Source organism: Klebsiella sp. 141198, assembly GCF_050600785.1.
GTDB lineage: Bacteria > Pseudomonadota > Gammaproteobacteria > Enterobacterales > Enterobacteriaceae > Klebsiella > Klebsiella aerogenes.
On sequence record NZ_JAQIRM010000003.1, the window covers coordinates 82,865 to 103,930 of the forward strand.

General features: G+C 53.0%; 19 protein-coding genes and 2 tRNA genes. 17 read left to right on the forward strand and 4 right to left on the reverse strand.

Annotated elements, in window-relative coordinates; genetic code table 11:
• Positions 1 to 210 precede the first annotated feature (210 nt).
• Entirely contained in the window at positions 211 to 687 is a 477-nt protein-coding gene (gene greA, locus PGR10_RS10305; protein WP_045394952.1) for a transcription elongation factor GreA, read from the forward strand.
• A 152-nt stretch (positions 688 to 839) separates the two neighbouring features.
• On the opposite strand, the gene yhbY is transcribed toward greA, so the two are convergent.
• On the reverse strand, positions 840 to 1,133 hold the full coding sequence (yhbY, locus tag PGR10_RS10310) for a ribosome assembly RNA-binding protein YhbY (RefSeq protein WP_002918374.1): 294 nt from the start codon (positions 1,131 to 1,133) through the stop codon (positions 840 to 842).
• A 123-nt stretch (positions 1,134 to 1,256) separates the two neighbouring features.
• On the opposite strand from yhbY, the gene rlmE reads away from it, so the two are divergent.
• The 7 genes from rlmE to PGR10_RS10345 all read left to right on the forward strand — a co-directional run bounded on the left by rlmE (position 1,257) and on the right by PGR10_RS10345 (position 7,648).
• Positions 1,257 to 1,886: a 23S rRNA (uridine(2552)-2'-O)-methyltransferase RlmE gene (rlmE, locus tag PGR10_RS10315; RefSeq protein WP_008806638.1), complete on the forward strand. Its 630-nt coding sequence runs from the start codon at positions 1,257 to 1,259 to the stop codon at positions 1,884 to 1,886.
• A gap of 99 nt (positions 1,887 to 1,985) precedes the next feature.
• The gene (gene ftsH, locus PGR10_RS10320; protein WP_015369514.1) at positions 1,986 to 3,920 is read left to right on the forward strand and encodes an ATP-dependent zinc metalloprotease FtsH; all 1,935 of its coding nucleotides are present in this window, start codon (positions 1,986 to 1,988) and stop codon (positions 3,918 to 3,920) included.
• Positions 3,921 to 4,271: 351 nt separating this feature from the next.
• Positions 4,272 to 5,120, forward strand: coding sequence for a dihydropteroate synthase (folP, locus tag PGR10_RS10325; protein ID WP_063414636.1), 849 nt, complete (start codon positions 4,272 to 4,274; stop codon positions 5,118 to 5,120).
• Positions 5,113 to 6,450: a phosphoglucosamine mutase gene (glmM, locus tag PGR10_RS10330; protein ID WP_032712585.1), complete on the forward strand. Its 1,338-nt coding sequence runs from the start codon at positions 5,113 to 5,115 to the stop codon at positions 6,448 to 6,450. Before folP ends, glmM begins: the two co-directional genes overlap by 8 nt.
• 227 nt (positions 6,451 to 6,677) lie before the next feature.
• Positions 6,678 to 7,007 (forward strand): preprotein translocase subunit SecG, encoded by a 330-nt coding sequence (gene secG / locus PGR10_RS10335; protein ID WP_015369517.1) that lies wholly within the window; start codon positions 6,678 to 6,680, stop codon positions 7,005 to 7,007.
• A gap of 9 nt (positions 7,008 to 7,016) precedes the next feature.
• A tRNA-Leu gene (locus tag PGR10_RS10340) sits at positions 7,017 to 7,103 on the forward strand.
• Between the two features lie 149 nt (positions 7,104 to 7,252).
• Positions 7,253 to 7,648, forward strand: coding sequence for a hypothetical protein (locus PGR10_RS10345; protein ID WP_113373136.1), 396 nt, complete (start codon positions 7,253 to 7,255; stop codon positions 7,646 to 7,648).
• 39 nt (positions 7,649 to 7,687) lie between these two features.
• On the opposite strand, the gene PGR10_RS10350 is transcribed toward PGR10_RS10345, so the two are convergent.
• The 3 genes from PGR10_RS10350 to argG form a co-directional block, all read right to left on the reverse strand.
• Complete coding sequence (locus tag PGR10_RS10350) at positions 7,688 to 8,239, reverse strand: YfaZ family outer membrane protein (protein ID WP_087859925.1); 552 nt, start codon at positions 8,237 to 8,239, stop codon at positions 7,688 to 7,690.
• A gap of 173 nt (positions 8,240 to 8,412) precedes the next feature.
• On the reverse strand, positions 8,413 to 9,042 hold the full coding sequence (locus PGR10_RS10355) for a winged helix-turn-helix transcriptional regulator (protein WP_087859924.1): 630 nt from the start codon (positions 9,040 to 9,042) through the stop codon (positions 8,413 to 8,415).
• 170 nt (positions 9,043 to 9,212) lie between these two features.
• Complete coding sequence (gene argG / locus PGR10_RS10360; RefSeq protein ID WP_015369521.1) at positions 9,213 to 10,556, reverse strand: argininosuccinate synthase; 1,344 nt, start codon at positions 10,554 to 10,556, stop codon at positions 9,213 to 9,215.
• 306 nt (positions 10,557 to 10,862) lie between these two features.
• Between argG and PGR10_RS10365 the strand changes: the two genes are divergently transcribed.
• The 9 genes from PGR10_RS10365 to nlpI all read left to right on the forward strand — a co-directional run bounded on the left by PGR10_RS10365 (position 10,863) and on the right by nlpI (position 21,066).
• Positions 10,863 to 10,939 (forward strand) — tRNA-Met (locus PGR10_RS10365).
• Positions 10,940 to 11,145: 206 nt separating this feature from the next.
• Positions 11,146 to 11,598 carry a ribosome maturation factor RimP gene (gene rimP / locus PGR10_RS10370; RefSeq protein ID WP_015703598.1) on the forward strand — a complete coding sequence of 151 codons (453 nt, stop codon included), beginning with the start codon at positions 11,146 to 11,148 and terminating at the stop codon, positions 11,596 to 11,598.
• 27 nt (positions 11,599 to 11,625) lie between these two features.
• Positions 11,626 to 13,113: a transcription termination factor NusA gene (gene nusA, locus PGR10_RS10375; protein ID WP_015369524.1), complete on the forward strand. Its 1,488-nt coding sequence runs from the start codon at positions 11,626 to 11,628 to the stop codon at positions 13,111 to 13,113.
• Positions 13,114 to 13,137: 24 nt separating this feature from the next.
• Positions 13,138 to 15,828: a translation initiation factor IF-2 gene (infB, locus tag PGR10_RS10380; protein ID WP_087859923.1), complete on the forward strand. Its 2,691-nt coding sequence runs from the start codon at positions 13,138 to 13,140 to the stop codon at positions 15,826 to 15,828.
• Positions 15,829 to 15,933: 105 nt separating this feature from the next.
• Positions 15,934 to 16,335: a 30S ribosome-binding factor RbfA gene (rbfA, locus tag PGR10_RS10385; RefSeq protein ID WP_002918248.1), complete on the forward strand. Its 402-nt coding sequence runs from the start codon at positions 15,934 to 15,936 to the stop codon at positions 16,333 to 16,335.
• Positions 16,335 to 17,279 (forward strand): tRNA pseudouridine(55) synthase TruB, encoded by a 945-nt coding sequence (gene truB / locus PGR10_RS10390; protein ID WP_213793680.1) that lies wholly within the window; start codon positions 16,335 to 16,337, stop codon positions 17,277 to 17,279. The genes rbfA and truB overlap by 1 nt, the downstream gene beginning before the upstream one ends.
• A gap of 148 nt (positions 17,280 to 17,427) precedes the next feature.
• The gene (gene rpsO, locus PGR10_RS10395) at positions 17,428 to 17,697 is read left to right on the forward strand and encodes a 30S ribosomal protein S15 (RefSeq protein WP_015369527.1); all 270 of its coding nucleotides are present in this window, start codon (positions 17,428 to 17,430) and stop codon (positions 17,695 to 17,697) included.
• Positions 17,698 to 17,938: 241 nt separating this feature from the next.
• Positions 17,939 to 20,074, forward strand: a complete 2,136-nt coding sequence (gene pnp / locus PGR10_RS10400) for a polyribonucleotide nucleotidyltransferase (RefSeq protein WP_430923437.1) — start codon at positions 17,939 to 17,941, stop codon at positions 20,072 to 20,074.
• A gap of 107 nt (positions 20,075 to 20,181) precedes the next feature.
• Complete coding sequence (gene nlpI / locus PGR10_RS10405; protein ID WP_020077841.1) at positions 20,182 to 21,066, forward strand: lipoprotein NlpI; 885 nt, start codon at positions 20,182 to 20,184, stop codon at positions 21,064 to 21,066.

Sequence of the window (21,066 nt, forward strand, 5' to 3'; positions counted from 1 at the left end):
AAGCCGTCATACTACGGTGCATCGCCCTGTAAAGTAAACGATGACCCATAGTGAACTTCAGGGTAAAATGCGTATCAAATTGAAAATTGCTGCTGACCTGGGGAGTGTTTCCCGGGTCGGTTTTCTTTTTGCTTCGGCCATGGCTAAGACGTGACCGATGGCGGAACGACTCCGTCCGTTCCATGAAGGAATGATAAAGAGGTATAACAAATGCAAGCTATTCCGATGACCTTACGTGGCGCAGAAAAACTGCGCGAAGAACTGGATTTCCTGAAGTCCGTACGTCGTCCAGAGATTATTGCTGCTATCGCCGAGGCGCGTGAGCACGGCGATCTGAAAGAGAACGCGGAATACCACGCCGCCCGCGAACAGCAGGGCTTCTGCGAAGGTCGTATCAAGGATATCGAAGCAAAACTGTCGAATGCGCAGGTTATCGATATCACTAAGATGCCGAATAATGGCCGCGTGATTTTCGGCTCTACGGTCAGCGTGCTGAACCTGGATAACGACGAAGAGCAGACTTACCGCATCGTGGGCGATGACGAAGCGGATTTTAAACAGAATCTGATCTCTGTGAATTCACCGATCGCCCGCGGCCTGATCGGCAAAGAGCAGGATGACGTCGTCACTATCCGTACCCCGGGTGGTGAAGTGGAATACGAAATTACCAAGGTTGAATACCTGTAAGGCGTATTTCCCGCTACGATGTTTATAGATTGTAAAGAAAGGAAAAAGGCCGCATAGCGGCCTTTTATCAACGTCAGGAGCATGGCATTTTGCTCGCCTGGCCACAGAAATCCCTCGTTTTACACAATGTTGTGTCGGGATTCAGGATATTCTTAGCGTGGCAGCGAGATTTTACGCTCTGGCGTTGGGCGGTACAGAACCAGCGTTTTACCGATGACCTGTACGTTACAGGCGCCGGTTTCACGCACGATGGCTTCCACGATCAAGGCTTTAGTTTCGCGATCTTCTGAGGCGATCTTCACCTTGATGAGCTCATGGTGCCCTAACGCTTGTTCGATCTCGGCCAGTACCCCTTCGGTCAAACCATTATTGCCAAGCATAACTACCGGCTTGAGCGGATGTGCCAGACCTTTCAGGTGCTGTTTTTGTTTAGTACTCAGATTCATCGTATTTTTTTGCTTACGTTGGGATTGAAAACGGGTCATTCTACCGCCATCTCCCATATATCGCCAAACTACCGCGTCGATTTTTACGCAGTAAAGTACGATGAACCCGAATGGGAATGTTAAATGACAGGTAAAAAGCGTTCTGCCAGCTCAAGCCGCTGGCTTCAGGAACACTTTAGCGATAAATATGTTCAACAGGCACAGAAAAAGGGGTTACGTTCCCGTGCCTGGTTTAAACTTGATGAAATACAGCAAAGTGACAAGATTTTTAAGCCGGGGATGACGATAGTCGATCTCGGCGCTGCTCCCGGTGGCTGGTCGCAATACGCGGTTACGCAGATCGGAAACAGCGGCCGCATCATCGCTTGCGATCTTTTACCAATGGATCCAATCGTCGGTGTGGACTTCCTTCAGGGCGATTTTCGTGATGAATTAGTCCTGAAAGCGTTACTTGAGCGAGTAGGCGACAGTAAAGTACAAGTTGTCATGTCCGATATGGCGCCGAATATGTGCGGAACACCGGCGGTGGATATTCCCCGGGCTATGTATCTGGTAGAACTGGCGCTTGAAATGTCTCGTGATGTATTAGCGCCAGGTGGTAGTTTTGTTGTGAAGGTGTTCCAGGGCGAAGGCTTCGATGAGTATCTTAGAGAAATTCGCTCCCTGTTTACGAAGGTCAAAGTTCGTAAGCCGGACTCTTCCCGCGCTCGTTCGCGTGAAGTGTATATTGTAGCGACCGGGCGTAAACCATAACCGGTAGATTTCAAACGAAAGTTTGAAAGACGCTGGATATAGAGTATCCTGACGCTGTTTTTAACACAGTTGTAATAAGAGGTTAATCCCTTGAGTGACATGGCGAAAAACCTAATACTCTGGCTGGTCATTGCCGTTGTGCTGATGTCAGTATTCCAGAGCTTTGGGCCCAGCGAGTCGAATGGCCGCAAGGTGGATTATTCTACCTTCCTGCAAGAGGTCAATCAGGACCAGGTTCGCGAAGCGCGTATCAACGGACGTGAGATCAACGTTACCAAGAAAGATAGTAACCGTTACACGACTTACATTCCGGTTAACGATCCGAAGCTGCTCGACAACCTGTTGACTAAAAACGTCAAAGTTGTTGGCGAACCGCCGGAAGAACCGAGCCTGCTGGCTTCCATCTTCATTTCCTGGTTCCCGATGCTGCTACTGATCGGCGTCTGGATATTCTTTATGCGTCAGATGCAGGGCGGCGGCGGAAAGGGCGCGATGTCCTTCGGCAAGAGCAAGGCCCGAATGCTGACCGAAGACCAGATCAAAACCACCTTTGCTGACGTTGCCGGTTGCGACGAAGCGAAAGAGGAAGTGGGCGAGCTGGTTGAATATCTGCGCGAACCGAGCCGTTTCCAGAAGCTGGGCGGTAAAATCCCGAAAGGCGTCCTGATGGTCGGCCCTCCGGGTACCGGTAAAACGCTGCTGGCGAAAGCTATCGCCGGCGAAGCCAAAGTGCCGTTCTTTACTATTTCCGGTTCTGACTTCGTAGAAATGTTTGTGGGTGTCGGCGCGTCTCGCGTACGCGACATGTTCGAACAAGCTAAGAAAGCAGCGCCTTGCATCATCTTCATCGATGAAATCGACGCCGTCGGTCGCCAGCGTGGCGCCGGTCTTGGCGGTGGTCACGATGAGCGTGAACAGACCCTGAACCAGATGCTGGTTGAGATGGACGGCTTCGAAGGTAACGAAGGTATCATCGTTATCGCCGCGACTAACCGTCCGGACGTTCTGGACCCGGCACTGCTGCGTCCTGGCCGTTTCGACCGTCAGGTTGTCGTTGGTCTGCCGGATGTTCGTGGTCGTGAGCAGATCCTTAAAGTTCACATGCGTCGCGTACCGCTGGCGCCGGATATCGACGCGGCAATTATTGCCCGTGGTACTCCTGGTTTCTCCGGTGCTGACCTCGCGAACCTGGTGAACGAAGCAGCCCTGTTTGCTGCCCGTGGCAACAAACGCGTCGTCTCGATGGTTGAGTTCGAAAAAGCGAAAGACAAAATCATGATGGGTGCGGAACGTCGCTCCATGGTGATGACGGAAGCGCAGAAAGAATCGACCGCATACCACGAAGCGGGCCACGCGATTATCGGCCGTCTGGTACCAGAGCACGATCCGGTACACAAAGTGACGATTATCCCGCGCGGCCGTGCGCTGGGTGTGACCTTCTTCCTGCCGGAAGGCGATGCTATCAGCGCCAGCCGTCAGAAACTGGAAAGTCAGATCTCCACTCTGTACGGCGGGCGTCTGGCTGAAGAGATTATCTACGGTGCGGAACATGTTTCTACCGGCGCGTCCAACGATATTAAAGTTGCGACTAACCTGGCGCGTAACATGGTCACCCAGTGGGGCTTCTCTGACAAACTCGGCCCGCTGCTGTATGCCGAAGAAGAGGGCGAAGTGTTCCTCGGCCGTAGCGTCGCGAAAGCGAAGCATATGTCTGATGAAACCGCGCGCATCATCGACCAGGAAGTGAAATCGCTGATTGAGCGTAACTACGGTCGTGCTCGCCAGCTGCTGAACGACAACATGGATATTCTGCACGCGATGAAAGATGCGCTCATGAAATATGAGACCATCGATGCGCCGCAGATTGACGACCTGATGGCTCGTCGCGATGTTCGTCCGCCGGCGGGTTGGGAAGAACCTGGTTCTTCTAACAACTCTGGCAACAATGGCACCCCGACGGCGCCGCGTCCGGTTGATGAACCGCGTACGCCGAACCCGGGCAATACCATGTCGGAGCAGCTGGGCGACAAATAAGTCTCCACGCTTTGCTAAAGCACTCTGACTAATAAGGGCCGCAGCCTAATCCGCTGCGGCCCTTTTGTTTTTATACGCCCGTCTTTACCGGCTGCGCGGGATCCTCTTTCAGAACATAACTATGGCGATGGCGTGCTATCGTCCATCGCGTAAAATGTTTTCGGGATGGCGGCGGCTGCAACACGCGCGGATGAGCCGTCTGTCTGATAATATTCATTTTTTGAATATTTAAACGCCGGTGCTTCATTATCCTCTTGAGGAATTGAATGATGTCACCGCCAGAATCTCTAAGATGGTGCGGGCCGAGCCCTGTCCGTACTACAACTGTATAAACCATAGCGGAAAGAAAACATGCAATTACACGCCCAGGGGTCAACGCTCGATCTCTCCCATCCGCATGTGATGGGGATCCTTAACGTTACGCCGGATTCCTTCTCCGATGGCGGCAGCCACAATTCACTGATTGAAGCGGTTAAGCATGCCAACCTGATGATTAACGCCGGGGCGACTATTATTGATATCGGCGGTGAATCAACCCGGCCTGGCGCGGCGGATGTCAGCGTCGAGGAAGAGCTGGCGCGGGTGATCCCGGTGGTTGAGGCAATTGCACAGCGTTTTGAAGTCTGGATCTCGGTTGATACCTCGAAAGCCGAGGTCATCCGCGAATCCGCGCGCGCTGGCGCACATATCATTAACGATATCCGTTCATTAACCGAGCCTGGCGCCCTGCAGGCCGCCGCGCAAACCGGGCTACCGGTGTGCCTGATGCATATGCAGGGGCAGCCGAAAACGATGCAGGAAGCGCCGAAGTACGAAGATGTTTTTGCCGATGTTGACCGTTTTTTTGCTGAACACATTGTGCGCTGCGAACAGGCGGGGATCGCAAAAGAAAAATTGTTGCTCGACCCGGGATTCGGATTCGGTAAAAATCTTTCCCATAACTATGAACTGCTTGCCCGACTAGGGGAGTTCCATCATTTTGGGCTCCCGCTGCTGGTGGGGATGTCGCGTAAGTCGATGGTGGGTCAGCTGTTGAACGTAGGGCCGTCGGAACGGCTGAGCGGCAGCTTGTCCTGCGCAGTCATTGCTGCAATGCAGGGCGCGCAGATAATTCGCGTCCATGATGTCAAAGAAACGGTAGAAGCGCTGCGCGTGGTGGAAGCCACCCTGGCCGCTAAGGAAAATAAACGTTATGAGTAACCGCAAATATTTTGGCACCGATGGTATTCGTGGCCGCGTTGGCGACGCACCTATTACACCTGAGTTCGTGCTGAAGCTGGGTTGGGCGGCAGGCAAAGTGCTGGCACGCCATGGTTCACGTAAAATCATTATCGGCAAAGACACGCGAATTTCTGGCTATATGCTGGAATCCGCGCTGGAAGCTGGCCTGGCGGCTGCGGGTTTGTCCGCCTCGTTTACCGGCCCTATGCCGACGCCGGCTATCGCCTATCTGACCCGCGCCTTCCGCGCTGAAGCGGGAATCGTCATCTCTGCCTCTCATAACCCTTTCTACGACAACGGTATTAAATTCTTTTCCATCGAAGGCACTAAGCTTCCGGATGACGTCGAAGAAGCGATTGAAGCAGAAATGGAAAAAGAGCTGACCTGCGTTGATTCCGCTGAGCTTGGGAAAGCCAGCCGTATCGTCGATGCCGCCGGCCGCTATATTGAGTTTTGCAAAGGCACCTTCCCGAATGAGCTGAGCCTCGGCTCGCTGAAGGTGGTGGTGGATTGCGCCCACGGCGCGACTTACCACATTGCGCCGAATGTATTCCGCGAATTGGGCGCGCAGGTTATCGCGATGGGCTGTGAACCTGATGGGCTGAACATTAACGAAGAGGTTGGCGCAACCGATGTACGCGCGCTGCAGGCTCGCGTACTGGCGGAAAAAGCCGATCTGGGTATTGCCTATGACGGCGATGGCGATCGCGTCATCATGGTTGACCATGAAGGTAATAAAGTCGATGGCGATCAGATCCTCTATATTATCGCCCGTGAAGGCCTACGTCAGGGCCAGCTGCGCGGTGGCGCAGTCGGCACGCTGATGAGCAACATGGGTCTTGAGCTGGCGCTTAAGCAGCTTGGCATTCCGTTTACCCGCGCGAAAGTGGGTGACCGTTACGTGCTGGAAAAACTGCAGGAAAAAGGCTGGCGTATCGGTGCGGAAAACTCCGGCCACGTGATCCTGCTGGACAAAACCACCACCGGCGATGGCATTGTCGCCAGCCTGCAGGTGGTGGCGGCGATGGTGCGCAATCATATGAGCTTGCACGATCTGTGCAGCGGAATGAAAATGTTCCCGCAGATTCTGGTCAACGTACGCTTTACCGAAGGCAGCGGCAATCCGCTGGAGCATGAAAGCGTAAAAGCGGTCACTGCCGAAGTAGAGGCTGCGCTGGGGAACCGTGGACGCGTGCTGCTGCGTAAATCCGGTACTGAACCGCTGATCCGCGTGATGGTTGAAGGCGAGCATGAAGCGCAGGTGAAGGAATTTGCCCACCGTATCGCCGATGCGGTCAAAAGCGTATAACTATCGCAGCTAAGTGATTAAAAAGGCGGCTCTTGCTGCCTTTTTAAGCATATAAAAACGCTTTTTGCTGTTTTTTTCCGCAGTTGATACAATACGCCAAAATTGCCCTTGCGAAGGTTATTCGCTTTGGTTAGTATTCACACCCGCTTCAGTGGGAAATATTAAAACGTCCCGCTTTATTGGTGAAGCACTTGGTATGCGGCGAATCCGCAAGGAACAGGTTGATTATGTACGAAGCTCTTTTAGTAATTTTCCTTATTGTAGCGATTGCCCTTGTTGGCCTGATCATGCTGCAGCAAGGTAAAGGCGCTGACATGGGAGCCTCCTTCGGAGCAGGCGCTTCTGGCACGTTGTTTGGTTCTAGCGGTTCTGGTAACTTCATGACCCGTATGACCGGCATTCTGGCCGCGCTGTTCTTCATCATCAGTCTAGCGCTGGGTAATATCAACAGCAACAAGACCAATAAAGGAAGCGAGTGGGATAACCTGAGTGCGCCGAAATCTGAGCAGACTCAGCCAACTGCACCGGCTCAGCCGGCCAGCGATATCCCGCACTAAGTATTCTGTACCGAGGTGGTGGAATTGGTAGACACGCTACCTTGAGGTGGTAGTGCCCTAACGGGCTTGTGGGTTCGAGTCCCATCCTCGGTACCAATATTCCAGAAAAAAGACGCTGAAAAGCGTCTTTTTTTGTTTTTGTCCTTCCTGTTGGCTGTTTATTTATAAACAACACTCCGCTGGTTTTGAACCCCGTGAAATCGCTAAAGTCGCCCTCATCAATTTTGACGAGGTTCAGTGACGCCATGCGTACTTTAAAAGTAGTTATCATTGCCGGTATGTTGGGCCTGGCCGGATGCAGCAGCCATTCGTCGCCAGAAACAGTAGACACGTTGAATACCCTACAGGTGCCGGTTATTAATAATTCCGCGCCCGCGCCGGAATCATCAACGGTCGTTAACTGTTTTAAGGATAACAGTCTACTCATCAGCAAGTTAAGCCAGTCGCTTAAAAGCAACTATTTACAGGATGTGGATAAACGGGATGTCTTTGATAAGGATAGCGAGGCGTTTCAAGTCTACGGTGCGTTAACCAAACTTGAGCAAATGGCGTCGATGAACGATGTCTACCGTAAAGAGAACAATATGGCAGGCTTGCAGGAAATTAATAAGCTGCTGAAAACCATCCCATCAGTCGCATAATAAGGAGGGATTGCCGGTAGGCAATCCCTTTTGTCGAACTTAGAAACGGAAATTGAAACCTGCATAGGCGCCATCCGCCAGGACGTTATCGCGGTGGTCATGTTTCCCCGCCATATCAATGTAGCGATAGCCCGCTTCGATGCTCATGGATTTGATGATATTCACGCGTAAGCCGGCATTGGCTTCGAGATATTCATCAACGCCGCTGGACATGGAATCCGGGGAATAATAAGCCTCACCGAACAAGGTAAAGAAATCGCCAAGCGGTAGCTGAGCGCCGCCGCCGAGGGCAATCGCATAGCCTTCATCGCCATCGTTCGGATTCAGGTATACCGCTTTACCGCCGGCCGTCAGCAGGAACGGACCCAGATCGAAGTTATAACCCATACCTAATCCCACCGTATCGCCATCGTTATCGCTATGCGCCCAGTTACCGTTAAAGGTCATTCCGGGAGACTGCGGATTAAAGCTGGCTGATAAGTTGGTGAATTCTGAACCGGCTTCACCGTGAAGACTAACGGAAGCGAAGGCGGCGCTGCTGGCGCTCAGGGCGGCGATAAGCAGGATGGATTTAAGTCTGAACATGCTCATTATTCGTATTCCTTCGGGTAAAAAAATGCCCGATACGAGCGTTCGGGCAAAAATTAACGGGTTTCTGGTTTAATAGTTATGTGCAGAATAAAAGCATTTATCGCCCACCGTTACCGTTTATATGTTTAATTTTAAACAATGGTGGGGCGATAAGTGGCAGGGTCGATAGGGGATTAAAACTTCTCAGGCAGGGAGGTGATACTCTGTAAATAACCACCGCGGGCAAACTCGATATAGCCACCCTTTTTCAACGCTGATAACACATTCAGAATGCTGCTGCGCGACAGGTGTGTGCGGTCCTGAATATATTCCAGCATGGATACCCGCAATCGGGTTTCTTCCGGAAGGAGTAACATTTCCATTAAATGATTACGAATGACCGAATAAGTCCGCTGTTGTAATACTAAATCGTCGCGATACACCAAATAAGAGGTGTGGTAAGCCAGCAGCCGGGTGACCTCTTCCCACATGTTATGCTCACTGATGAGTTGCATGGCTTTATCGCTGTCAATCCGCAGGATCTCCGTGTCGACTTCCGCACGAAGGCCGTGGCTACGGCTGGGCTGCAGCATCTCGGCTACGCCAAACAGGTGCGGTTCATAGACGGTGACCATGAGTAATCTGTCCGATGAGCGAAAAATAGATAACTCACCTTTCTTAAACAGATAGAGCTGGATTTTGCCTTTATATTCCCAGCTAAGCCTTTTCCTTGCGACCATATTTATTGGCGTGGCATACGGTTCCAGCAGCGCCATCAGACGATTGATCGCCTCTTGCGGCCGAACGGGAGGTTTAATATTCATTGCGATCCTCTCGGTATAAGAGTACAGGTATTCGATAAATTATAGATGGTGATTATTAAAAATAGTGATGCCATAAACTATAACGATAAAGTAGGGTTGTCATTTAGGATTTATTGCGGAAATAAAAAAGCCGGCGGGTTAGCGCCGGCTGGTGAGTTTGGCTTCGCGGTTTATTTATCGCGATTTTCCAGGTTTTCAACTTGTGGCAGACCGGTGGCGGAAGATGCGCTGAGCAGCCCGGATTGGGCATAGCCGAAGAGCTTCTCACGGGTATCGGTAATGTCCAGGTTGCGCATGGTCAACTGGCCGATACGATCTTCAGCGGTAAACATGGAATCGCCTTTTTCCATGGTCAGACGCTCTGCTTTATAGGTCAGATTGTCTGAAACGGTATTCAGGATTGAGTAGTCGTTGCCGCGACGCAGTTCCAGCGTCACTTCGCCGGTGATCTGGCTGGCAACCCAACGCTGCAGCGAATCGCGCAGCATCAGCGCCTGGGAATCGAACCAGCGACCCTGATAGAGCAGGCGACCCAACTGGCGGCCATGAGCATGATATTGCTCAATGGTATCTTCGTTATGGATACCGGTCAGCAGGCGCTCGTAGGCGATATGCAGCAGTGCCATCCCCGGAGCTTCATAGATGCCGCGGCTTTTCGCTTCAATGATGCGGTTTTCAATCTGATCGCTCATGCCCAGACCGTGGCGACCGCCGATGCGGTTAGCTTCCAGCATCAGTTCGACGTCATCGCTGAACGTTTTGCCATTCAGCGCAACCGGGTGGCCCTGTTCAAAACGCACGGTCACTTCTTCAGCGGCGATTTTTACGCTTTCATCCCAGAACTTCACGCCCATAATCGGGTTGACGATTTTCACGCTGGAATTAAGGAATTCGAGATCTTTCGCTTCGTGCGTCGCGCCCAGCATGTTGGAGTCGGTGGAGTAGGCTTTTTCGACAGACATTTTGTAGTCGAAGCCGCAGGCTATCATAAACTCGGACATTTCATGACGGCCGCCCAGTTCATCAATGAAGTCGCTATCCAGCCACGGTTTGTAAATCTGCAGTTCCGCATTGGTCAGCAGGCCGTAGCGATAAAAACGCTCGATATCGTTGCCTTTATAAGTGCTACCGTCGCCCCAGATGTTGACGCCGTCTTCTTTCATCGCGGCAACCAGCATGGTGCCGGTTACGGCGCGGCCCAGCGGCGTGGTGTTGAAATAGGTTAAGCCGCCGGTGGTGTTATGGAATGCGCCGCACTGAATCGCCGCGATGCCTTCCGCCACCAGTTGTTTGCGGCAATCAATCAGACGAGCGCCTTCAGCGCCATACTCTTTTGCACGACGCGGAATGGCCTCGTAGTCGTCTTCGTCAGGCTGGCCCAGGTTCGCGGTATATGCATAAGGAACCGCGCCTTTTTTACGCATCCACAGCAGGGCGGCGCTGGTATCCAGTCCACCAGAGAAAGCAATACCAATACGTTGACCAACCGGGAGATGCTTAAGAATCGTCGTCATAAAATAAAACCCTGCTAGATAGACTGTGGTGAGTTCGACTCAACAACAAATTTGCATTTTTATGCACTAATTGTGAGTTTTCATTTAATCATCTTTTGCTGGCGACAGGAAGAGCCTGATGGTGATTTTGCTAAAAAAGCCTGAAATGCCAGCATAAACGGCAAGCGGGTGGTGTAAAATGGATGTTGACAAAATATATGATTTATCGATACAATTCACCACGATTTTATGTCCCGTCCTCGGTACCAAATCCCAGCAGTATTTGCGTCTTTTACTCAGAAAGAGTAAAATATGCCACGTTTCAGGCGCGGGGTGGAGCAGCCTGGTAGCTCGTCGGGCTCATAACCCGAAGGTCGTCGGTTCAAATCCGGCCCCCGCAACCACTTTCCCATTAAGTACTTTTTCAAATATACTGTGAGGACTAGGTCCTTCGTAGCCGGATTTGAAAGAATTCTTCTGGAAGGTGTTCCAGATCGCAATTGCGGTCTCAGGGTTCAGTTATCTAAAGCCCCGATTTATCGGGGTTTTTTGTTATCTGACTTCAGAATAACTGGGCTATACGCCCTTTTTTTATGTCTTGGGGGTGGGTTTGTCCACATTAGAGCAAAAATTAACAGAGATGCTCACTGCGCCAGTTGAAGCGCTTGGCTTTGAGCTGGTCGGCATCGAATTTATTCGCGGTCGCACATCCACACTGCGCATCTATATTGATAGTGAAGATGGCATCAATGTTGATGATTGTGCTGATGTGAGCCACCAGGTCAGTGCTGTCATGGATGTCGAAGATCCAATCACCGTCGCTTACAACCTGGAAGTCTCTTCGCCTGGTCTCGACCGTCCGATGTTTACTGCTGAACACTATCAACGTTTCACCGGTGAAGAAGTTTCGCTGGTGCTGCGTATGGCGGTACAGAACCGTCGTAAATGGCAGGGCATTATCAAAGCGGTAGACGGTGAGATGATCACGGTAACCGTCGAAGGCAAAGATGAAGTGTTCGCGCTGAGTAACATCCAGAAGGCGAACCTGGTTCCCCACTTTTAACAGTCTGGATTGAGGTGAAAGGCCCCGATGAACAAAGAAATTTTGGCTGTTGTTGAAGCCGTTTCCAACGAAAAAGCGCTGCCGCGCGAGAAGATTTTCGAAGCGTTGGAAAGCGCTCTGGCAACGGCGACCAAGAAAAAATACGAACAAGAGATCGACGTTCGCGTAGAAATCGACCGTAAAAGCGGCGATTTCGATACCTTCCGTCGCTGGCTGGTGGTTGAAGAGGTGACTCAACCGACTCGCGAGATCACGCTGGAAGCCGCGCGTTACGAAGATGAAAGCATGAATGTCGGCGATTACGTTGAAGATCAGATTGAATCTGTCACCTTCGACCGTATCACCACGCAGACCGCTAAACAGGTTATCGTACAGAAAGTACGTGAAGCTGAGCGCGCGATGGTTGTCGATCAGTTCCGCGAGCACGAAGGTGAGATAATCACCGGCGTGGTGAAAAAAGTAAACCGCGACAATATCACTCTGGATCTGGGCAGCAACGCTGAAGCCGTAATCCTGCGTGAAGATATGCTGCCGCGTGAAAACTTCCGTCCGGGCGACCGTATTCGCGGCGTACTGTACGCCGTTCGTCCGGAAGCGCGCGGCGCGCAGCTGTTCGTGACTCGCTCCAAACCGGAGATGCTGGTCGAACTGTTCCGCATTGAAGTGCCGGAAATCGGCGAAGAAGTGCTGGAAATCAAAGCCGCAGCCCGCGATCCGGGTTCTCGTGCGAAAATCGCCGTGAAAACCAATGACAAGCGTATCGACCCGGTTGGCGCTTGCGTAGGTATGCGCGGCGCGCGCGTTCAGGCGGTTTCTACCGAGCTTGGCGGCGAGCGCATCGATATCGTCCTGTGGGATGATAACCCGGCGCAGTTCGTGATTAACGCTATGGCGCCGGCTGACGTTGCGTCCATCGTGGTGGATGAAGATAAACACACCATGGACATCGCGGTAGAAGCAGGCAACCTGGCGCAGGCGATCGGCCGTAACGGTCAGAACGTCCGCCTGGCATCGCAGCTCAGCGGCTGGGAACTCAACGTCATGACCGTTGATGACCTGCAGGCTAAGCACCAGGCTGAAGCCCATGCCGCTATCGATACCTTCACCAAATATCTCGATATTGATGAAGATTTCGCAACCGTACTGGTTGAAGAGGGCTTCTCCTCGCTGGAAGAACTGGCCTATGTGCCGATGAAAGAACTGCTGGAAATCGACGGCCTTGATGAAGCGACCGTTGAAGCACTTCGTGAGCGTGCGAAAAACGCACTGACTACACTGGCGCTGGCTCAGGAAGAAAGCCTGGGAGACAACAAACCTGCCGACGATTTACTGAATCTGGAAGGTTTGGACCGTGCTCTGGCGTTTAAGCTGGCTGCCCGTGGTGTTTGTACGCTGGAAGATCTCGCCGAACAGGGCGTTGATGACCTGGCTGATATCGAAGGTATGACCGACGAGAAAGCTGGTGAACTCATCATGGCTGCTCGCAACATTTGTTGGTTCGGCGACGAAGCGTAATAAACTGTAGCAGGAAGGAACAGCATGACAGATGTGACTATTAAAGCGCTGGCCTCAGAAATTCAGACCTCTGTGGATCGCCTGATACAGCAATTTGCTGATGCAGGTATTCGCAAATCGGCTGATGATTCTGTGACCGCGCAAGAGAAGCAAACCTTGTTAACGCACCTGAACCGTGAACACGGCTCGGCGCCTGACAAGCTGACGTTGCAGCGTAAAACGCGTAGCACGTTGAATATTCCAGGTACCGGTGGAAAGAGTAAATCGGTACAAATCGAAGTCCGCAAGAAACGCACCTTTGTGAAACGCGATCCGCAAGAGGCTGAACGCCTGGCCGCGGAAGAGCAGGCGCAGCGTGAAGCGGAAGAGCAGGCCCGTCGTGAAGCTGAAGAAGCAGCTAAACGCGAGGCGCAATTAAAAGCTGAACGTGAGGCCGCAGAACAAGCTAAACGTGAAGTCGCTGATAAAGCGAAACGTGAAGCCGCGGAAAAAGACAAAGTGAGCAATCAACATACCGACGAAATGACCAAGACCGCCCAGGCTGAAAAGACCCGCCGTGAGAACGAAGCAGCGGAGCTGAAGCGCAAATCGGAAGAAGAAGCACGCCGCAAACTTGAAGAAGAAGCGCGCCGTGTAGCGGAAGAAGCACGCCGTATGGCTGAAGAAAATGAAAAAAACTGGAGTGAAACTCCGGAAACCCCAGAAGAAACGACCGACTATCACGTAACCACGTCTCAGCATGCGCGTCAGGCTGAAGATGATAACGATCGTGAAGTTGAAGGCGGTCGCGGCCGTGGCCGTAACAGCAAAGCTGCGCGTCCGGCGAAGAAAGGCAACAAACACGCTGAATCTAAAGCTGACCGTGAAGAAGCCCGTGCGGCCGTTCGCGGTGGTAAAGGCGGCAAACATCGTAAAGGTTCTTCTCTGCAGCAGGGCTTCCAGAAGCCGGCTCAGGCCGTTAACCGTGATGTTGTGATCGGCGAAACCATTACCGTTGGCGAGCTGGCCAACAAGATGGCGGTCAAAGGCTCTCAGGTCATCAAAGCGATGATGAAACTGGGCGCGATGGCGACCATCAACCAGGTCATCGACCAGGAAACCGCTCAGCTGGTTGCCGAAGAGATGGGCCACAAAGTTATCCTGCGTCGTGAAAACGAGCTGGAAGAAGCAGTAATGAGCGACCGTGACACCGGCGCTGCGGCTGAACCGCGCGCACCGGTAGTGACCATCATGGGTCACGTTGACCACGGTAAAACCTCTCTGCTGGACTACATTCGTTCTACTAAGGTTGCCTCCGGCGAAGCGGGTGGTATTACCCAGCACATCGGTGCGTACCACGTAGAAACCGACAACGGCATGATCACCTTCCTGGACACCCCGGGCCACGCCGCGTTTACCTCCATGCGTGCTCGTGGCGCGCAGGCGACGGATATCGTGGTTCTGGTCGTGGCGGCAGACGACGGCGTGATGCCGCAGACTGTGGAAGCTATCCAGCACGCCAAAGCGGCGCAGGTGCCGGTAGTAGTTGCAGTGAACAAGATCGATAAGCCGGAAGCGGATATGGATCGCGTGAAGAACGAACTCTCCCAGTACGGCGTGATGCCGGAAGAGTGGGGCGGCGAAGCGCAGTTCATCCCAGTATCGGCGAAAGTTGGTACCGGTATCGACGACCTGCTGAACGCTATCCTGCTGCAGGCTGAAGTTCTCGAACTGAAAGCGGTACGTAACGGTATGGCGAGCGGTGCGGTCATCGAATCCTTCCTGGATAAAGGTCGTGGTCCGGTAGCTACTGTTCTGGTTCGCGAAGGTACTCTGCACAAGGGCGATATCGTACTGTGTGGCTTTGAATATGGCCGCGTACGTGCGATGCGTGACGAGCTGGGTCGCGAAGTGCTGGAAGCGGGTCCGTCCATTCCGGTGGAAATCCTCGGTCTGTCCGGCGTTCCGGCGGCGGGTGATGAAGTTACCGTCGTTCGTGACGAGAAAAAAGCGCGTGAAGTTGCGCTGTATCGTCAGGGCAAATTCCGTGAAGTTAAACTGGCTCGCCAGCAGAAATCTAAACTGGAAAACATGTTCGCTAACATGACCGAAGGCGAAGTTCACGAAGTGAACATCGTACTGAAAGCGGACGTGCAGGGTTCTGTCGAAGCGATTTCCGATTCCTTACTGAAACTGTCTACCGACGAAGTGAAAGTGAAGATCATCGGTTCCGGCGTAGGTGGTATCACCGAAACCGACGCGACCCTGGCTGCAGCTTCCAACGCGATTCTGGTTGGCTTCAACGTTCGTGCCGATGCTTCCGCACGTAAAGTTATCGAGTCAGAAAGCCTGGATCTGCGTTACTACTCCGTCATCTATAACCTGATCGACGAAGTGAAAGCGGCGATGAGCGGCATGCTGTCTCCGGAACTGAAACAGCAGATCATTGGTCTGGCTGAAGTGCGTGATGTCTTCAAATCGCCGAAATTCGGCGCCATCGCGGGCTGTATGGTTACCGAAGGTACGATTAAGCGTCACAACCCAATCCGCGTCCTGCGCGACAACGTGGTTATCTATGAAGGCGAGCTGGAATCCCTGCGCCGCTTCAAAGATGACGTTAACGAAGTCCGTAACGGCATGGAATGTGGTATCGGCGTGAAGAACTACAACGACGTTCGCGTTGGCGATATGATCGAAGTGTTCGAAATCATCGAAATCCAGCGTAGCATCGATTAATCGTCAGATAGCTAAGCGTAAGCCGGGTAAGCGAAGCGCCACCCGGCAATAATTTTAAAAAGGGGCTTTTGGCCCCTTTTTTGTCTTTATTCTGGAGAATTTATTATGGCGAAAGAATTTGGTCGCCCGCAGCGCGTGGCCCAGGAGATGCAAAAAGAAATTGCCATCATCCTGCAGCGTGAAATCAAAGACCCGCGTCTGGGCATGATGACTACCGTTTCCGGCGTAGAAATGTCCCGTGACCTGGCCTATGCCAAAGTGTATGTCACCTTCCTCAACGACAAAGATGAAGCCGCGGTGAAAGCGGGCATCAAAGCGCTGCAGGAAGCGTCTGGTTTTATCCGCTCTCTGCTGGGCAAAGCGATGCGCCTGCGCATCGTGCCGGAACTGACTTTCTTCTACGACAACTCGCTGGTAGAAGGGATGCGCATGTCCAATCTGGTTACCAGCGTGGTGAAACACGACGATGAGCGTCGTGTGAACCCGGACGACAGCAAGGAGGACTAATGAGTCGTCCTCGTCGTCGCGGCCGCGACGTGCACGGCGTATTGCTGCTGGATAAGCCTCAGGGCGCCTCCAGCAACGATGTGCTGCAGAAAGTAAAACGCATTTATAACGCCAACCGCGCTGGGCATACCGGCGCGCTGGATCCGCTGGCAACCGGTATGCTGCCGGTGTGTCTAGGCGAAGCGACTAAGTTTTCCCAGTATCTGCTGGACTCTGATAAGCGTTATCGCGTGATCGCCAAACTTGGTCAGCGTACGGATACCTCCGACGCCGATGGCCAGGTGGTAGAAGAACGCCCGCTCACCTTTAGCGAAGAACAGCTGGCGGCGGCGCTGGATAGCTTCCGCGGCGAAACGCAGCAGGTGCCGTCGATGTACTCGGCGCTGAAATATCAGGGTAAAAAGCTGTACGAATACGCTCGTCAGGGCATTGAGGTTCCGCGTGAAGCCCGGCCGATTACGGTCTATGAGCTGCTGTTTATTCGCCATGAAGGCGATGAACTGGAGCTTGAGATCCACTGTTCGAAAGGTACCTACATCCGTACGATTATCGATGATTTGGGCGAGAAGCTTGGCTGCGGCGCGCACGTGATTTTCCTGCGTCGCCTGGCGGTGAGCAAATACCCGGTCGAGCGGATGGTGACCCTGGAGCAACTGCAGGCGCTGGTCGAACAGGCGGCGGCAGAGGATATTCCCGCCGCTCAACTGCTTGACCCGCTGCTGATGCCGATGGATAGCCCGGCGTCGGATTACCCGCTGGTTCATATTCCGGAAACTTCCGCGGTCTACTTTAAGAACGGCAACCCGGTTCGTCAGTCAGGCGCGCCGCTGAACGGGCTGGTGCGAGTGATGGAAAGCGAGTCCGGCAAGTTCCTAGGTATGGGCGAAATCGACGATGAAGGCCGCGTCGCGCCTCGTCGTCTGGTGGTGGAATACCCACAGTAAGCGCTTTTGTTGCGATAAAAGCCTGCTACGAGTAGAATATCGCCGCTTAACGTCCGCTAAAGTGTTTTAACATTTTCGGGCGTTGCATCAGGGGTTGCTGAATTAGAGATCGGCACCCTTTCTTTACTTATAATTTTGGAGTTTGAAAATGTCTCTAAGCGTTGAAGCTAAAGCACAAATCGTTTCTGAGTTCGGTCGTGGCGCAAACGACAGCGGTTCTACTGAAGTTCAGGTTGCACTGCTGACTGCACAGATCAACCACCTGCAGGGTCACTTTGCAGAGCACAAAAAAGATCACCACAGCCGTCGTGGTCTGCTGCGCATGGTTTCTCAGCGTCGTAAACTGCTCGACTACCTGAAACGTAAAGATGTTGCACGTTACTCTTCGCTGATCGAGCGTCTGGGTCTGCGTCGCTAATTCTGCGAGTTTCAGAAAAAGGGGCCTCACGGCCCCTTTTTTCGACCAGGCGGCAGCAATTCATTAAAAACTCATGTATTGTTGCTATTAATGATCTTCATGCAGAGGTTCGCGCGGCTAATGAGAGGCTTCATCCGCAGGGGCGGGTAAAGGTTGTCATTAGTCGCGAGGATGCAGAGGATCGGGTCATCAGACGCGATATCGTGGATATGGCGTCATTTTTAGATAAAAGGATAGAATTTTGCTTAATCCGATCGTTCGTAAATTCCAGTACGGCCAACACACCGTAACCCTGGAGACCGGCATGATGGCGCGCCAGGCAACGGCCGCTGTGATGGTTAGCATGGATGACACCGCGGTATTCGTTACCGTTGTGGGTCAGAAAAAAGCGAAACCGGGCCAGGACTTCTTCCCGCTGACTGTTAACTACCAGGAGCGTACCTACGCTGCCGGTAAAATCCCGGGTGGCTTCTTCCGTCGTGAAGGCCGTCCAAGCGAAGGCGAAACCCTGATCGCGCGTCTGATTGACCGCCCGGTTCGTCCGCTGTTCCCGGAAGGCTTCGTTAACGAAGTTCAGGTTATTGCCACCGTCGTTTCCGTTAACCCGCAGGTTAACCCGGATATCGTCGCGATGATCGGCGCTTCCGCAGCGCTGTCGCTGTCCGGTATTCCGTTCAATGGCCCAATCGGCGCCGCTCGCGTGGGTTACATCAACGACCAGTACGTACTGAACCCAACCCAGGAAGAGCTGAAGTCCAGCAAACTGGATCTGGTGGTTGCCGGTACCGAAGCGGCTGTACTGATGGTTGAATCCGAAGCTGAACTGCTGAGCGAAGACCAGATGCTGGGCGCGGTGGTCTTTGGCCACGAGCAGCAGCAGGTTGTTATTCAGAACATCAACGACCTGGTGAAAGAAGCCGGTAAACCGCGTTGGGACTGGCAGCCGGAAGTGGTTGACGCCGCCCTGAACGCGCGCGTTGCTGCGCTGGCTGAATCCCGCCTGAGCGATGCTTACCGTATCACCGACAAACAAGAGCGTTACGCTCAGGTTGACGTGATCAAATCTGAAACCATCGCGACGCTGGTTGCCGAAGACGAAACCCTGGACGCCAACGAACTGGGTGAAATCCTGCACGCTATCGAGAAAAACGTCGTTCGTAGCCGCGTACTGGCAGGCGAGCCGCGTATCGATGGCCGCGAAAAAGACATGATCCGTGGTCTGGACGTTCGTACCGGCGTACTGCCGCGTACCCACGGTTCCGCACTGTTTACCCGTGGCGAAACTCAGGCGCTGGTTACCGCGACTCTGGGTACCGCACGCGACGCGCAGAACATCGACGAACTGATGGGCGAGCGCACGGACTCCTTCCTGTTCCACTATAACTTCCCTCCGTACTCCGTAGGCGAAACTGGTATGGTTGGTTCTCCGAAGCGTCGTGAAATCGGTCACGGTCGTCTGGCTAAGCGCGGCGTTCTGGCCGTGATGCCGACAATCGACGAATTCCCGTACACCGTTCGCGTGGTATCTGAGATCACCGAATCCAACGGTTCTTCTTCCATGGCTTCCGTCTGTGGCGCATCTCTGGCGCTGATGGACGCTGGCGTGCCGGTAAAAGCCGCCGTTGCGGGTATCGCAATGGGTCTGGTGAAAGAAGGCGATAACTTCGTCGTACTGTCCGACATTCTGGGTGACGAAGACCACCTTGGCGATATGGACTTCAAAGTTGCGGGTTCTCGCGACGGTATCTCTGCGCTGCAGATGGATATCAAAATTGAAGGTATCACCAAAGAAATCATGCAGGTTGCTCTGAACCAGGCTAAAGGTGCGCGTCTGCACATCCTGGGCGTGATGGAACAGGCGATTAACGCGCCGCGCGGCGACATCTCCGAATTCGCACCGCGTATCCACACCATCAAGATCAACCCGGACAAGATCAAAGACGTTATCGGTAAAGGCGGTTCTGTTATCCGTGCCCTGACCGAAGAAACCGGCACCACCATCGAAATCGAAGATGACGGTACCGTGAAGATCGCAGCGACCGACGGCGACAAAGCGCAGCACGCTATCCGTCGTATCGAAGAGATCACCGCTGAGATCGAAGTTGGCCGTATCTACAATGGTAAAGTGACCCGTATCGTTGACTTTGGCGCATTCGTTGCCATCGGCGGCGGTAAAGAAGGTCTGGTCCACATCTCTCAGATCGCTGACAAGCGTGTTGAGAAAGTGACTGATTACCTGCAGATGGGTCAGGAAGTACCGGTTAAGGTTCTGGAAGTTGACCGTCAGGGCCGCGTACGTCTGAGCATTAAAGAAGCAACTGAGCAGACTCAGCCAGCTAACTCGCCGGAAGCTCCGGCTGCAGAGCAGGGCGAGTAAGGTTGCCGATTGCCCTCCGCTTCGGCGGAGGGTCTATTCCGGGCAGGATGCCTTTTTGCAGCCGGGGAACTGGACGTTCATCCAATCGTTGTCTTCGGGAGTGGGAAATGAAGCCTTTTCTGCGCTGGTGTTTCGTGGCGACAGCTCTCACGCTGGCAGGATGCAGCAACTCTGCCTGGCGTAAGGACGCCGTCCTCGCGGTACCATTGCAACCGACTTTGCAGCAAGAAGTGATTCTGGCGCGCATGGAACAAATTCTTGCCAGTCGGGCTTTAACCGATGACGAACGCGCACAGCTTTTATATGAGCGCGGAGTGTTGTATGATAGTCTCGGTCTGAGGGCACTAGCGCGAAATGATTTTTCACAAGCGCTGGCAATCCGACCCGATATGCCTGAAGTATTCAATTACTTAGGCATTTATTTAACGCAGGCAGGCAATTTTGATGCTGCCTATGAAGCGTTTGATTCTGTACTTGAGCTTGATCCAACTTACAACTACGCGCACTTAAACCGCGGCATCGCTCTGTATTACGGCGGCCGTGCTAAGTTAGCGCAAGATGATCTGCTGGCGTTTTATCAAGACGATCCCAATGATCCTTTCCGCAGTCTGTGGTTATACCTCGCCGAGCGTAAGCTTGATGAGAAGCAGGCGCTTGAAGCACTGAAACAGCGCTTCAACAAGTCGGATAAAGAGCAATGGGGATGGAACATTGTCGAGTTCTACCTTGGCGACATTAGCGAAAAAGAGCTGATGACCCGTCTGAAGGCAGACGCAACGGATAACACCTCGCTCGCTGAGCATCTCAGTGAAACCAACTTCTATTTAGGTAAGTACTACCTAAGTCTGGGGGACAAGGACAGCGCTACGGCACTGTTCAAACTGGCGGTCGCTAACAACGTTCATAACTACGTTGAGCACCGATACGCATTGTTGGAATTATCGCTCTTGGGCCAGGAGCAAGATGACCTGGCAGAATCGGACCAGCAATAG